Origin of the sequence: Citrobacter sp. Cpo069 (assembly GCF_030332785.1) — a bacterium.
GTDB classification, from domain to species: Bacteria; Pseudomonadota; Gammaproteobacteria; order Enterobacterales; family Enterobacteriaceae; genus Citrobacter; species Citrobacter portucalensis.
In genome coordinates this window covers 246,944-260,662 of the sequence record NZ_JAOWHD010000042.1, presented here as the reverse complement: position 1 = coordinate 260,662, position 13,719 = coordinate 246,944, and the positions used below count along the sequence as shown (strand labels likewise).

General features: G+C 54.7%; 13 protein-coding genes. 11 read left to right on the top strand and 2 right to left on the bottom strand.

The genetic code is table 11. The features are described 5' to 3' along the window. Positions 1 to 251: 251 nt before the first annotated feature. Positions 252 to 1,781: an NADH-quinone oxidoreductase subunit M gene (nuoM, locus tag OGY08_RS05705; RefSeq protein ID WP_003027692.1), complete on the top strand. Its 1,530-nt coding sequence runs from the start codon at positions 252 to 254 to the stop codon at positions 1,779 to 1,781. 6 nt (positions 1,782 to 1,787) lie between these two features. Beyond that, positions 1,788 to 3,245: an NADH-quinone oxidoreductase subunit NuoN gene (nuoN, locus tag OGY08_RS05700; protein WP_003027689.1), complete on the top strand. Its 1,458-nt coding sequence runs from the start codon at positions 1,788 to 1,790 to the stop codon at positions 3,243 to 3,245. A 58-nt stretch (positions 3,246 to 3,303) separates the two neighbouring features. On the opposite strand, the gene OGY08_RS05695 is transcribed toward nuoN, so the two are convergent. Then, positions 3,304 to 4,308, bottom strand: a complete 1,005-nt coding sequence (locus tag OGY08_RS05695; protein WP_032944079.1) for a chemotaxis protein — start codon at positions 4,306 to 4,308, stop codon at positions 3,304 to 3,306. 64 nt (positions 4,309 to 4,372) lie between these two features. Further along, positions 4,373 to 5,290, bottom strand: coding sequence for a ribonuclease BN (gene rbn / locus OGY08_RS05690; protein WP_079934574.1), 918 nt, complete (start codon positions 5,288 to 5,290; stop codon positions 4,373 to 4,375). Positions 5,291 to 5,357: 67 nt separating this feature from the next. On the opposite strand from rbn, the gene OGY08_RS05685 reads away from it, so the two are divergent. From OGY08_RS05685 to pmrD, 9 genes are all read left to right on the top strand, one after another. Beyond that, a complete protein-coding gene (locus OGY08_RS05685; RefSeq protein ID WP_008785342.1) occupies positions 5,358 to 5,819 on the top strand; it encodes a GNAT family N-acetyltransferase in 462 nt (153 codons plus the stop codon). A gap of 63 nt (positions 5,820 to 5,882) precedes the next feature. Next, positions 5,883 to 6,188, top strand: a complete 306-nt coding sequence (elaB, locus tag OGY08_RS05680; protein WP_003027683.1) for a stress response protein ElaB — start codon at positions 5,883 to 5,885, stop codon at positions 6,186 to 6,188. 104 nt (positions 6,189 to 6,292) lie between these two features. After that, a complete protein-coding gene (gene menF, locus OGY08_RS05675) occupies positions 6,293 to 7,591 on the top strand; it encodes an isochorismate synthase MenF (protein ID WP_008785341.1) in 1,299 nt (432 codons plus the stop codon). A gap of 87 nt (positions 7,592 to 7,678) precedes the next feature. Further along, complete coding sequence (gene menD / locus OGY08_RS05670; protein ID WP_125362704.1) at positions 7,679 to 9,349, top strand: 2-succinyl-5-enolpyruvyl-6-hydroxy-3-cyclohexene-1-carboxylic-acid synthase; 1,671 nt, start codon at positions 7,679 to 7,681, stop codon at positions 9,347 to 9,349. Further along, entirely contained in the window at positions 9,346 to 10,104 is a 759-nt protein-coding gene (gene menH / locus OGY08_RS05665; RefSeq protein WP_125362703.1) for a 2-succinyl-6-hydroxy-2,4-cyclohexadiene-1-carboxylate synthase, read from the top strand. The genes menD and menH overlap by 4 nt, the downstream gene beginning before the upstream one ends. Before the next feature lie 14 nt (positions 10,105 to 10,118). Continuing rightward, positions 10,119 to 10,976: a 1,4-dihydroxy-2-naphthoyl-CoA synthase gene (gene menB, locus OGY08_RS05660; RefSeq protein WP_125362702.1), complete on the top strand. Its 858-nt coding sequence runs from the start codon at positions 10,119 to 10,121 to the stop codon at positions 10,974 to 10,976. Further along, complete coding sequence (menC, locus tag OGY08_RS05655; RefSeq protein WP_125362701.1) at positions 10,976 to 11,938, top strand: o-succinylbenzoate synthase; 963 nt, start codon at positions 10,976 to 10,978, stop codon at positions 11,936 to 11,938. Before menB ends, menC begins: the two co-directional genes overlap by 1 nt. Then, a complete protein-coding gene (gene menE / locus OGY08_RS05650) occupies positions 11,935 to 13,359 on the top strand; it encodes an o-succinylbenzoate--CoA ligase (RefSeq protein ID WP_185757607.1) in 1,425 nt (474 codons plus the stop codon). The genes menC and menE overlap by 4 nt, the downstream gene beginning before the upstream one ends. 95 nt (positions 13,360 to 13,454) lie before the next feature. Then, the gene (gene pmrD, locus OGY08_RS05645; RefSeq protein WP_079934570.1) at positions 13,455 to 13,718 is read left to right on the top strand and encodes a signal transduction protein PmrD; all 264 of its coding nucleotides are present in this window, start codon (positions 13,455 to 13,457) and stop codon (positions 13,716 to 13,718) included. The last annotated feature ends 1 nt before the right edge of the window (position 13,719 follow it).

The following is a 13,719-nucleotide window of genomic DNA, read 5'->3' as shown; positions in this document are numbered from 1 at the left end:
GTTTGTTGGCTGGATGAACGATTGCCGGATGGCGCTGCGCTTATCCGGCCTACAAACCCAAAAATAATTTTTAGAATTCGTTGAAAATCTGTTCCTGATGTACAGGCGTCATCGGCGAAGTCAGACCGGAGACCGCCAGCGCAGAGCAACCGGAGCGTACTGAAGTACGTGAGGATTGCGAGCACTGCCGGGATTTGGGCTGACGAGTGAGATAGCCTGAGCAGGAGTAAATATAAGGGACATACTTAGCTATGTTATTACCCTGGTTGATATTAATTCCCTTTATCGGTGGCTTCCTGTGCTGGCAGACCGAACGCTTTGGCGTGAAGGTGCCGCGCTGGATTGCGCTGATTACCATGGGATTGACGCTGGCGCTTGGCCTGCAACTGTGGTTGCAGGGCGGCTATTCACTGACGCAATCCGCTGGCATTCCGCAGTGGCAGTCTGAATTTGTCCTGCCGTGGATCCCACGTTTTGGCATCTCTATTCATCTGGCTATCGACGGTCTGTCGCTGCTGATGGTAGTGCTGACCGGTCTGCTCGGTGTTCTGGCGGTACTTTGCTCCTGGAATGAAATCGAAAAATACCAGGGCTTCTTCCATCTGAACCTGATGTGGATCTTAGGCGGCGTGATCGGCGTGTTCCTTGCCATCGACATGTTCCTGTTCTTCTTCTTCTGGGAAATGATGCTGGTGCCGATGTACTTCCTGATCGCGTTGTGGGGGCATAAAGCCTCTGACGGTAAAACGCGTATCACGGCGGCGACCAAGTTCTTCATTTATACCCAGGCGAGTGGTCTGGTGATGTTGATTGCCATCCTGGCGCTGGTGTTTGTGCACTACAAAGCGACCGGCGTGTGGACCTTCAACTATGAAGAGCTGCTGAATACCCCGATGTCCCACGGCGTGGAATACCTGCTGATGCTGGGCTTCTTCATCGCCTTCGCGGTGAAAATGCCGGTGGTTCCGCTGCACGGCTGGTTGCCGGATGCGCACTCTCAGGCACCGACCGCAGGTTCCGTTGACCTGGCGGGGATTTTGCTGAAAACCGCAGCCTACGGTCTGCTGCGCTTCTCTCTGCCGCTGTTCCCGAACGCGTCGGCGGAGTTTGCGCCTATCGCAATGTGGCTTGGCGTAATCGGCATCTTCTACGGCGCGTGGATGGCCTTTAATCAGTACGATATCAAACGTCTGATCGCTTACACCTCCGTATCGCACATGGGCTTCGTACTGATTGCTATCTACACCGGCAGCCAGCTGGCGTACCAGGGTGCTGTTATCCAGATGATTGCGCACGGTCTGTCCGCAGCCGGTCTGTTCATTCTGTGTGGTCAGCTGTACGAACGTCTGCACACGCGTGATATGCGTATGATGGGCGGCCTGTGGGGCAAAATGAAATGGTTGCCTGCGCTGTCGATGTTCTTCGCAGTGTGTACGCTGGGTATGCCGGGTACAGGTAACTTCGTTGGCGAATTTATGATTCTGTTCGGCAGCTACCAGGTGGTTCCGGTCATTACCGTGATCTCGACCTTTGGTCTGGTGTTTGCCTCTGTTTACTCGCTGGCGATGCTGCATCGCGCTTACTTCGGTAAAGCGAAGAGCCAGATTGCCAGTGTTGAACTGCCAGGGATGTCGCTGCGTGAGCTGTTTATCATCCTGTTGCTGGTCGTGCTTCTGGTACTGCTTGGCTTCTATCCGCAGCCGATTCTGGATACCTCGCATTCTGCGATGAGCAACATCCAGCAGTGGTTTGTTAATTCCGTTACTACTACAAGGCCGTAAATCGCCATGACAATAACTCCACAACACCTGATTGCGCTGCTACCGCTGCTGATCGTCGGCTTGACGGTGGTGGTTGTGATGCTCTCCATTGCGTGGCGACGCAATCACTTCCTCAATGCCACGCTGTCGGTCATTGGGCTTAACGCCGCGCTTGTTTCGCTCTGGTTTGTTGGCCAGGCGGGCGCCATGGACGTCACCCCGCTGATGCGGGTTGACGGTTTCGCCATGCTCTACACCGGGCTGGTGCTGCTGGCGAGTCTTGCCACCTGTACCTTCGCTTACCCGTGGCTGGAAGGCTACGATGACAACCGGGAAGAGTTCTACCTGTTGGTGCTGATTGCCGCACTTGGCGGTATTCTGCTGGCTAACGCTAACCATCTGGCGGCGCTGTTCCTTGGTATTGAGCTGATCTCTCTGCCGCTGTTTGGTCTGGTTGGCTATGCGTTCCGTCAGAAACGTTCGCTGGAAGCCAGTATCAAATACACCATTCTGTCTGCCGCAGCGTCTTCCTTCCTGCTGTTCGGTATGGCGCTGGTGTACGCGCAGTCTGGTAATCTGTCGTTTGTTGCGCTCGGTAAGAGCCTCGGCGACGGCATGCTGCACGAACCGCTGCTGCTGGCGGGCTTCGGTCTGATGATTGTTGGCCTCGGCTTTAAACTCTCGCTGGTTCCGTTCCACCTGTGGACGCCAGACGTATACCAGGGCGCTCCTGCTCCGGTTTCCACTTTCCTGGCGACGGCGAGCAAAATCGCTATCTTCGGCGTGGTGATGCGTCTGTTCCTGTACGCACCGGTAGGGGATAGCGAAGCGGTACGTATCGTGCTGGGCGTGATTGCCTTTGCTTCCATCATCTTCGGTAACCTGATGGCGCTGAGCCAGACCAATATTAAACGTCTGCTCGGTTACTCTTCGATCTCTCACCTCGGCTACCTGCTGGTGGCGCTGATTGCTCTGCAGAGCGGCGAGATGTCGATGGAAGCGGTTGGCGTTTACCTGGCCGGTTACCTGTTCAGCAGCCTCGGCGCGTTCGGTGTGGTCAGCCTGATGTCCAGCCCGTACCGCGGTCCGGATGCAGACTCTCTGTTCTCCTACCGTGGTCTGTTCTGGCATCGTCCGATCCTCGCGGCAGTGATGACGGTGATGATGCTGTCTCTGGCAGGTATCCCGATGACGCTGGGCTTTATCGGTAAGTTCTACGTACTGGCCGTCGGTGTACAGGCTAACCTGTGGTGGCTGGTTGCCGCGGTGGTGGTCGGTTCCGCGATTGGTTTGTACTACTACCTGCGTGTTGCCGTGAGCCTGTACCTGAGCGCACCGCAGCAGTTGAACCGCGATGCGCCGTCCAACTGGCAGTACAGCGCGGGCGGTATCGTGGTGCTGATTTCTGCTCTGCTGGTACTGGTGCTGGGTATTTACCCGCAACCGCTGATCAGCATTGTGCAGTTAGCGACTCCGCTGATGTAAACGAAATGCAGAAACGAAAAAACCCGCCTTGGCGGGTTTTTTTATGCGTGAAATACGGTCAGTTTAATAGCTGACGGCTCACCAGCGGACCGCTGATGCCTTTCGCTGTGCGATCCATCACTTCCTGGATCACTGAAGAAAGCTCATTGACTTCGAATTTGGCCACGTAGCCATCCGCTTTTACTCGGCGAACGTGATCTTCGTTCGCGCTACCGGAAAGCGAAGAGTGGATAACGACCGGGATTTTCTTCAGACGTTCGTCGGTTTTTATCTTACGGGTAAGCGTAAAACCGTCCATCTCCGGCATTTCGAGATCGGTGAGAACCAGAGCGATCTTCTCACTGACAGGCTTGCCCTCCGCCAGCGCTTCTGCGGAAAGCTGCTGTATTTTTTCCCACGCATCCTGACCTGTTACATGCATCAGATGCGGGATCTCCATGGCGTTAAGCCCTTTTTCCAGCATGGCGCGGGCCACTTTGGAATCATCAGCCACAATCGCCACCGCACCCGGCGTGATGTTGAATTTATTGGTTTTCAGATCGGTTGCGCGCAGGTCGTGGTTCGCCGGTACGATGTCGTACAGGATCTGCTCAACGTCGAGTACCAGCGCCAGGTTGTTGGTCTCTTTGTTGTCGTCCAGGCAAGCGATACTGGTGATATAGCGACCATTGACGGCTTTCTCGGCGGTATGCACCTGTTGCCAGTCCAGGCGCATAATATTTTCCACTGACTCCACCGCAAAAGCCTGGACGCTGCGGGCATATTCTGTGATCAACAGAATATTGAGTCCGGTCTCTGGCTTACAGCCCGCGACGGCGGGCAGGTCAATCACCGGGATCACCTGATCGCGAATGTTAACCATACCCAGTAACGGGGCCTTCATACCCGCCGGACGCGTAAAGGTCGGCATCGGCACGATTTCACGCAGCTTGAATACGTTGATGCCAAACAGCTCTGATTTCTGCTCCTCAACAGATTTGCCGAGGCGAAACAGCAGCAGTTCAAAACGGTTAGACAGGGTTAGGTTTGTCCTGTCATCAATATCTTTCTGGAAATTGTTCATCCTGTCCTCAGTGTGAAAGCCAGCCTTTCCACTGTTATCGGCACTGAGGCGGAAAAATAGAGCGTTAAACGGTGAAAATGGCGAAATCGTGAGCCAGTTCCGTGTCTGGAAATATTGCTTTGCACTCTTCGAGTAATCGCTGACAGCCTTTTTCATCGTAACGTGAGCTAACGTGGGTCATGATCAGGCGTCCCACTCCGGCATCCAGCGCCAGCTGTGCGGCTTGTCGGGTCGAGCTGTGCCCGCGACTGTTGGCTTTTTCCTCCATTGAAGCGTCCAGCGTGGTTTCGTGTACCATGACATCTACACCTCGAGCCAGTTCAATGGCGGACGCGCAGGGTCCTGTGTCACCGAAAATAGCGACTGATTTTCCCCTGGTGGGCGGGGAAAGAAAATCGGCACCGTTAATCGCTCGACCATCCTCCAGCACGATGGTTTTTCCGGCTTTCAAATCCTGAAACCACGGGCCCGCTTTAACGCCTGCCGCCTTCAGGGCGCTAGCGTCAAGCGCACCCGGTTTGTCGTGCTCTTGAATGCGAAAACCGTAGCATTCCAGCGGATGCACCAGCGGGTACGCCGTTACTTTTCGCAGGCCGTCATCCACAATCTCACCCGCGGTGATTTCTACAATATCCAGCGGATAATCGGTCCAGGAGCCGCTCAGACGCAATGCGGTTTCGGTAAACTCTCGCAACCCTTTTGGCCCGTAGAGCGTCAGAGGCTGGACATTGCCGGCCATTGAGCGACTGCACAGTAACCCCGGTAAACCAAACAGGTGATCGCCGTGCAGATGGCTGATAAAAATACGATCGAGTTTTCCTGGATTGAAAGGCGTGGTGAGCATCTGATGCTGTGTCCCTTCGCCGCAATCAAAAAGCCACAGCCCCGCCTGAGTCGGGTGTTGCAGATTCAGTAAAATTGCCGTTACATTGCGTGAGCGCGTGGGGACTCCCGCAGACGTGCCTAAAAATAGTAATTCCATCTTTGCGTTACACTTTTCGCCATCAATAAGGCAGGATGTTCAGGTTATCACAACATAGGGGCAGACAATGATTCACTGGCAAGATCTCCACCATGCAAAGCTGAGTACCCAACAACTGTACGCACTACTTCAGCTACGATGCGCGGTGTTTGTAGTTGAGCAACAGTGTCCGTACCAGGATGTGGATGGCGATGACCTGGCTGGAGAGAATCGGCATATTCTGGGCTGGCATAACGATGAGCTGGTGGCGTATGCGAGGATTCTGAAAAGCGATGACGAGCTGGAGCCGGTAGTGATTGGTCGGGTGATTGTAAGCGAAGCGCTGCGTGGTGAAAAACTGGGGCAACAGCTAATGGCCCAGACGCTAGCATCCTGCGCGCAACACTGGCCGCACAAGGCGTTGTATCTGGGCGCGCAGGCGCATCTGCAATCATTCTATGCACGCTTTGGCTTTGTTCCTGTTACGGATATCTATGACGAAGATGGTATTCCACACGTCGGAATGGCGCGGGAAGCACATCAGGCGTAAACAGGCGCAATCAGTCCAGGTTGTCTATAGTTAGCGGGTACGTCAATAGAAAGGGAGAATATAATGTCTTTTCATTCTTATGAATCACGTATCGATGATGATCTGGAATTATTAAGTGAAACGCTGGAAGAGGTGCTGCGTTCTTCTGGCGACCCAGCAGATCAAAAATACCTTGAGTTAAAAGCGCGGGCAGAGCGGGCGTTAGAAGAGGTGAGAAATCGCGTCAGCCATGCTTCTGACAGCTACTATTACCGTGCGAAAAAAGCCGTTTGTCGGGCGGATGACTATGTGCACGAAAAACCCTGGCGAGGAATCGGCGTTGGCGCCACGGTCGGTTTAGTGATGGGATTATTGTTAGCGCGGCGATAAATTCCGTTCTGTCATCGCATTTGTACGTACTCCCTAACTGGGGGTACTGCTTTTTCTGCTCAGTACCCCGTATAATGAGAGGTTTTTAACAGGGAGAGGTCCGCGTGCATTCAATCACTACTGCGCTGGAAAGTCTGATGCGTCATTTATCGCAAGAGATGCCAGCAGCACCTGGAATTCGTATTTACGATATACCTTTCCCACTGAATGATGCGTTTGACGCTTTAGGATGGCTGGCCAGTCAACCCGTCTGGCCCCAGTTTTACTGGCAGCAGCGTAACGGCGATGAAGAAGCCGCCGTATTAGGGACCGTCGCCGCATTTTCCTCGCTGGAATCAGCCCAGCAATTTTTACATCAGCATGATAATCATCCCGACCTGCGCATCTGGGGCCTGAATGCCTTTGAGCCTCAGAGTGGCAATTTACTGCTGCCGCGGCTGGAGTGGCGACGTTGCGCCGGAGTGGCGAGCTTACGCTTACATCTCTATAGCGACGTGTCGCTACGTGAAGACGCTGCACAAGCGATCGCCTTCATCTCATCGCTTGCTCCCGTAAAACCGCTCCCTGCATTGCGTTTGAGTTTGACGGGAGAACAGCACTGGCCGGAGAAAGCTGGCTGGATAGACCTGATAAAACTCGCCACTCAAACGATCGCAGGAGAAGACCTCGATAAGGTCGTGCTGGCGCGGGCGACCGATTTACAATTTTCTCAGTCAGTTAATGCCGCTGCCGTGATGGCTTCCAGCCGTCGCTTAAATCTGAACTGCTACCATTTCTTTATGGCATTCTCCGCCGACACCGCTTTTCTTGGCTCTTCTCCTGAACGTCTGTATCGACGACGTGATACGGCGCTGCGCACCGAGGCGCTGGCCGGAACCGTGGCCAATCACCCTGAGGATCATCGGGCCTGGCAATTGGGCGACTGGCTAATGAAAGATGATAAAAACCAGCGCGAGAATATGCTGGTGGTCGAAGATATTTGCCAGCGTCTGCAAGGCTGTACGCAAACTCTCGATGTGCTGCCACCGCAGGTGCTCAGGCTGCGTAAAGTGCAGCACCTGCGCCGTTGCATCTGGACGGAACTGAATCAGGCCGACGATATGCTTTGCCTGATGCAGCTTCAGCCCACGGCGGCAGTCGCCGGTATTCCGCGTGAGCTGGCGCGTGAATTCATCCAGCAAAATGAACCCTTTGAACGCGAGTGGTATGCCGGTTCAGCGGGTTATCTTTCTTTGCGCCAAAGCGAGTTTTGCGTGTCATTGCGTTCGGCGAAAATTAGTGCAAACGTGGTACGCCTGTATGCCGGGGCAGGGATTGTACGTGGCTCAGATCCTGAGCAGGAATGGCAAGAAATAGACAATAAAGCGGCAGGGTTACGTACTTTATTACAGATGGAAGGATAGTGATTTCGTGTATATTTCCGATTCATATCAAAAATCCATTTATTCGATTCTCTATACTGTGTCGCAATATTGATACCGGACAATCTCATGTCAGTAAGCGCATTTAACCGACGCTGGGCGGCGGTCATTCTGGAAGCACTCACTCGCCACGGCGTCAGGCATGTCTGCATTGCCCCTGGCTCTCGTTCTACACCATTGACGCTGGCGGCAGCGGAAAACCCCGCATTCATCCACCACACCCATTTTGACGAGCGCGGTCTTGGGCATCTGGCTTTAGGTCTGGCAAAAGTCAGCCGTCAACCTGTCGCCGTGATTGTGACGTCCGGTACCGCGGTGGCGAATTTATATCCCGCGTTGATTGAAGCGGGCCTGACCGGTGAAAAACTGATTTTACTTACCGCTGACAGACCGCCAGAGCTTATCGACTGTGGCGCGAACCAGGCGATTCGTCAGGCCGGAATGTTTGCCTCGCATCCATCGCAAACGCTCTCTTTACCGCGTCCAACTCAGGACATTCCGGCAAGCTGGCTGGTGTCCACGATTGATAATGCGTTAGCTGCCCTGCATAGCGGGGCGGTTCATATCAATTGCCCGTTTGCGGAACCGCTGTATGGCGATATGGACGAAACGGGGATTGCCTGGCAGCAGCGCCTCGGCGACTGGTGGCAGGATGATAAACCCTGGCTGCGAGAAGAGCGTCGGCTGGAAAGCGACAAACAACGCGACTGGTTTTTCTGGCGACAAAAACGCGGCGTAGTCATTGCGGGCCGCATGAGCGCGGAAGAAGGTAAGAAGGTTGCGCAGTGGGCGCAGACGTTAGGCTGGCCGCTGATTGGCGATGTTCTGTCGCAAACCGGACAACCGCTGCCGTGCGCCGACCTGTGGCTGGGAAATGCGAAAGCTGTAGCTGAATTGCAGCAGGCGCAGATTGTGGTGCAGCTTGGTAGCAGCCTGACTGGAAAACGTCTGCTGCAATGGCAGGCCAGCTGCGATCCGCAGGAATACTGGATTGTCGATAATATCGAAGGCCGCCTCGATCCGGCCCATCATCGCGGCCGCAGGTTGGTGGCGAAAGTTGGCGACTGGCTGGAGCTACATCCGGCGGAGAAACGTCATCCCTGGTGTATGGAGATCCCTCGTCTGGCGCAACAGGCCTGGCAGGCGGTAGAAGCCCGTCGTGAGGCGTTTGGTGAAGCGCAATTAGCCCACCGTATCCGTGACTACTTGCCGGAGCAGGGGCAGCTGTTCGTGGGTAACAGTCTGGTGGTACGCCTGATTGATGCGCTGTCGCAGCTTCCGGCTGGTTACCCGGTCTATAGCAACCGTGGCGCGAGCGGTATTGACGGCCTGCTGTCAACGGCAGCTGGTGTACAGCGTGCCAGCGCGAAATCGACGCTGGCGATTGTTGGCGATTTATCTGCATTGTATGACCTGAATGCGCTGGCGTTATTGCGCCAGGTTTCTGCACCGTTTGTCCTGATAGTGGTCAATAATAACGGCGGGCAGATTTTTTCCCTGCTGCCGACACCAGCCAGCGAACGCGAACGGTTCTATCTGATGCCGCAGAACGTACATTTCGAGCATGCTGCCGCCATGTTTAACCTTAAATACCAGCGCCCGGAAAACTGGGAGCAGTTGGAGAGCGCGTTGACTAACGCGTGGCGTACACCTGCGGCCACGGTGATTGAACTGGTGGTGAACGAAACTGACGGGGCGCAAACCTTGCAGCAACTGCTGGCGCAGGTAAGTCACCTATGATCCTGCATGCGCAGGCGAAAGAGGGCCAAACGGGATTTCCCTGGCTGGTTTTCCTGCACGGTTTCTCTGGCGATTGCCAGGAATGGCAGACGGTCGGCGAAGTGTTTCAGGATTATTCGCGGCTATACATCGACTTGCCGGGACACGGTGGCTCCGCTGACATCGGCGTGAGTGGGTTCGATGATGTCAGCGTTTTGCTGCGTAACACTCTACTTAGTTACAACATACTTAACTACTGGCTGGTGGGATACTCTCTTGGCGGCAGAGTCGCCATGATGGCGGCCTGTCAGGAGATGCCTGGGCTTTGTGGTCTGGTGGTTGAAGGCGGACATCCCGGCTTGCAAAGCGAGGAGGCGCGCGTTCAGCGTCGTCTCTCGGATGGCCGCTGGGCTGCACGTTTTCGCGCAGATCCGCTACGTGAGGTGTTTAATGACTGGTATCAACAGCCCATTTTTTCCTCGCTGAACGCGAAACAAAGAGAGGCGCTGGTCGCACTGCGTAGCCAGAATAATGGGCAAACGCTGGCGGCAATGCTGGAGGCCACCTCGCTTGCCGTACAACCTGATTTACGTGCGCAACTCACGACGCGCACATTTCCGTTTTATTATTTATGTGGTGAACGTGACGAAAAATTCCGTGCTCTGGCGGCGGAAATATCAGTACCAAACCATGTGATTCGTAATGCCGGACACAACGCGCATCGGGACAACCCCGCGGGTGTAGTGGACTGTCTGGCTCAGATTCTGCGTCGCTGACTATAGGACATTTTATGATCTATCCTGATGAAACAATGCTTTACGCACCGGTAGAATGGCACGATTGCTCTGAAGACTATACCGACATTCTTTACGAGAAATCCACCGACGGTATCGCAAAAATCACCATTAATCGTCCACAGGTACGCAATGCCTTCCGTCCGGTCACCGTGAAAGAGATGATCCAGGCGCTGGCAGATGCCCGCTATGATGACAACATCGGCGTAATTATTCTGACTGGTGCTGGCGACAAAGCGTTCTGCGCAGGCGGCGATCAGAAAGTGCGTGGGGACTACGGCGGATACCAGGATGACTCCGGTGTGCATCACCTGAACGTACTGGACTTCCAGCGCCAGATTCGTACCTGTCCGAAACCGGTAGTAGCGATGGTTGCAGGTTTCTCCATTGGCGGTGGCCATGTGCTGCACATGATGTGTGACCTGACCATTGCGGCTGAAAACGCCATCTTTGGTCAGACCGGCCCGAAAGTCGGTTCTTTCGACGGCGGTTGGGGCGCTTCCTACATGGCGCGCATCGTCGGTCAGAAAAAAGCGCGTGAAATCTGGTTCCTGTGCCGTCAGTACGATGCGAAACAGGCGCTGGATATGGGTCTGGTCAACACCGTGGTTCCGCTGGCGGATCTGGAAAAAGAGACCGTACGCTGGTGCCGTGAAATGCTGCAAAACAGCCCAATGGCGCTGCGCTGCCTGAAAGCCGCACTGAACGCCGACTGTGATGGTCAGGCTGGTCTGCAGGAGCTGGCAGGTAACGCCACTATGCTGTTCTACATGACGGAAGAAGGTCAGGAAGGCCGTAACGCCTTTAACCAGAAACGTCAGCCTGATTTCAGCAAATTCAAACGGAATCCGTAATGCGTAGCGCGCAGGTATACCGCTGGCAGATCCCCATGGACGCGGGGGTGATTCTGCGCGACAGGCGGTTAAAAACGCGTGACGGGCTGTACGTTTGTCTTTGTGACGGCGAGCGCGAAGGGTGGGGAGAAATTTCCCCACTGCCGGGCTTTAGTCAGGAAAGCTGGGAAGAGGCGCAAACCGAGCTGCTGGCCTGGGTGAAAGGCTGGTTGCAAGGGGATGACTCCTTACCGCAACTGCCTTCGGTCGCCTTTGGCGTAAGCTGTGCGCTTGCCGAACTGACTGGCGTATTGCCACAGGACGCGGACTATCGTGCTGCGCCGCTGTGTACCGGCGATCCTGACGATCTGGTGCTACAACTGGCGGATATGCCGGGCGAAAAAGTGGCGAAGATCAAGGTCGGTCTGTATGAAGCGGTCCGCGACGGCATGGTAGCCAATCTGCTGCTTGAGGCGATCCCGGAGCTGCATTTGCGACTTGACGCCAACCGGGCCTGGACGCCGTTGAAAGCTCAGCAGTTCGCGAAATACGTTAATCCGGAGTATCGCGGACGTATTGCCTTCCTCGAAGAACCGTGCAAAACCCGCGATGATTCTCGTGCCTTCGCGCGTGAAACCGGCATTGCCATCGCCTGGGATGAAAGTCTGCGTGAAGCAGATTTCACCTTCGAAGCTGAAGAGGGCGTCAAGGCCGTGGTTATCAAACCTACGCTGACCGGCAGTCTCGATAAAGTCCGTGAACAGGTGGCTGCGGCGCATGCGCTTGGTCTTACTGCCGTTATCAGTTCGTCAATCGAGTCGAGTCTGGGCTTAACCCAGCTGGCGAGAATTGCCGCCTGGCTAACGCCGCAGACCATTCCGGGTCTGGATACCCTGAGTCTGATGCAGTGCCAGCAGGTACGCACCTGGCCGGGTAGCACGTTGCCGTGTATCGACGTTGATGCGCTGGAACGTCTGCTATGACCCAGCAGGAAATGCCCGATAGCGTGAGCTTATCGGGCCTGGTGCAGTTCCGTGACTGGCCGTGGCGTCACTGGCGACAGGTTCGTGCGAAGGCGCCAGCCTTACGCCTCAACGATGAGGTATTAAGCTGGAGCGATCTCTGCACACGTGTAGATCATCTGGCCTGCGGTTTTGCCGCTCAGGGCGTGGAAGAGGGCGATGGTGTTCTGCTTCGCGCCTGGAATCATCCACGCGCTTTGCTGGCCTGGCTCGCGCTGCTGCAATGTGGGGCGCGGGTTTTACCTGTGAACCCACAGTTGCCTCAGCCGCTGCTTGATGCGCTTATCCCGGACTTAACGCTACGTTTTGCGCTGGATCTGGAGGCCGCTATCGCACTTCCGGAACTCAGCCCGTTGCAGATGCGGTCGTTACCAGGCGATCGCGCCGCTGCGTGGTTGCCTGAACGTTTGAGCACGATGACGTTAACTTCAGGTTCTACCGGATTGCCAAAAGCGGCTGTTCATACCTGTCAGGCGCATCTGGCAAGCGCGAAGGGCGTACTGTCATTAATGCCGTTTGGTGCTGAGGATGACTGGCTGCTCTCGCTGCCGCTGTTTCATGTTTCCGGTCAGGGTATTTTGTGGCGCTGGTTGTTCGCCGGAGCGCGAATGACCGTGCGCGACAAGCAGCCGCTGGAGCAAATGCTGGCTGGATGTACCCACGCTTCACTGGTGCCCACGCAGCTGTGGCGCTTGCTGGTCAACAACACGCCGGTCACACTCAAAGCGGTACTGCTGGGAGGTGCGGCAATTCCTGTTGAATTGACGGAGCAAGCGCGCGAGCAAGGGATTCGTTGCTGGTGCGGTTACGGATTAACGGAGTTTGCTTCTACGGTCTGTGCGAAAGAGGCTGATGGTCTGGCAGATGTGGGTTCCCCCCTGGCGGGCAGAGAGGTAAGAATCGTTGATGATGAAGTCTGGCTGCGTGCCGCCAGCATGGCGCAAGGTTACTGGCGTAACGGACAGCTTATTCCTTTAGTGAACGCGGAAGGCTGGTTTGCAACCCGCGATCGCGGCGTGCTAAAGGACGGCAAGTTAACGATTGTCGGTCGTATGGATAATCTGTTTTTTAGCGGCGGGGAAGGTATACAGCCGGAAGAAGTGGAACGCGTGATTGCAGCGCATCCGCATGTTCTACAAGCCTTCATTGTGCCGATAGAAGACAAAGAGTTTGGCCATCGCCCGGTGGCTGTCATTGAGTATGACGCTAATGCTGGAGAAACTAATCTCGAAGAGTGGGTAAAAGATAAGCTAGCCCGCTTTCAGCAGCCGATTTGTTGGCTAACATTGCCGCCCGAGCTCAAAGCAGGAGGAATTAAAATTTCGCGCCGTGCGTTATTGGATTGGGTAAGTGCTTCATCATTAACATTAAGAAAACATTAATAGTATTTCTCGTTATTGTCATTCCGCAGCTATTGTCCTTTTGTTTATGAGCTAATGTGTAACCTATTGTGAAATTTATTAACAATAGGTGCGCTATGGAATGGCATGTGAAGAAGACCTGCTGTCACAAAAAAGCAGGGAGGCTCTATATCGTACTTTGCGATAGCGGTGGTTCGCTCAAGATGCTTGCCCAGGCGCAATCTTCCGAGCGGATTAAGCCCGGCGATCTCCTTTCACCGCTGAAGGATGCACAGTATTGTATTAACCGCGATAAATCCCGTGTCATTAAGGTAATTGATGCCAGACAGTACATCTGTGATGAATGGGAACGTCTGTTACGACTGTCTGAAGATAAATAAT

Coding starts and splice junctions, on each gene's coding strand:
- pmrD (WP_079934570.1), top strand. CDS start 13,455: ATGGAATGGCATGTGAAGAAGACCTGCTGTCACAAAAAAGCAGGGAGG.
- OGY08_RS05685 (WP_008785342.1), top strand. CDS start 5,358: ATGATTCACTGGCAAGATCTCCACCATGCAAAGCTGAGTACCCAACAA.
- elaB (WP_003027683.1), top strand. CDS start 5,883: ATGTCTTTTCATTCTTATGAATCACGTATCGATGATGATCTGGAATTA.
- nuoM (WP_003027692.1), top strand. CDS start 252: ATGTTATTACCCTGGTTGATATTAATTCCCTTTATCGGTGGCTTCCTG.
- menC (WP_125362701.1), top strand. CDS start 10,976: ATGCGTAGCGCGCAGGTATACCGCTGGCAGATCCCCATGGACGCGGGG.
- menH (WP_125362703.1), top strand. CDS start 9,346: ATGATCCTGCATGCGCAGGCGAAAGAGGGCCAAACGGGATTTCCCTGG.
- menD (WP_125362704.1), top strand. CDS start 7,679: ATGTCAGTAAGCGCATTTAACCGACGCTGGGCGGCGGTCATTCTGGAA.
- nuoN (WP_003027689.1), top strand. CDS start 1,788: ATGACAATAACTCCACAACACCTGATTGCGCTGCTACCGCTGCTGATC.
- rbn (WP_079934574.1), bottom strand. CDS start 5,290: ATGGAATTACTATTTTTAGGCACGTCTGCGGGAGTCCCCACGCGCTCA.
- menB (WP_125362702.1), top strand. CDS start 10,119: ATGATCTATCCTGATGAAACAATGCTTTACGCACCGGTAGAATGGCAC.
- menE (WP_185757607.1), top strand. CDS start 11,935: ATGACCCAGCAGGAAATGCCCGATAGCGTGAGCTTATCGGGCCTGGTG.
- OGY08_RS05695 (WP_032944079.1), bottom strand. CDS start 4,308: ATGAACAATTTCCAGAAAGATATTGATGACAGGACAAACCTAACCCTG.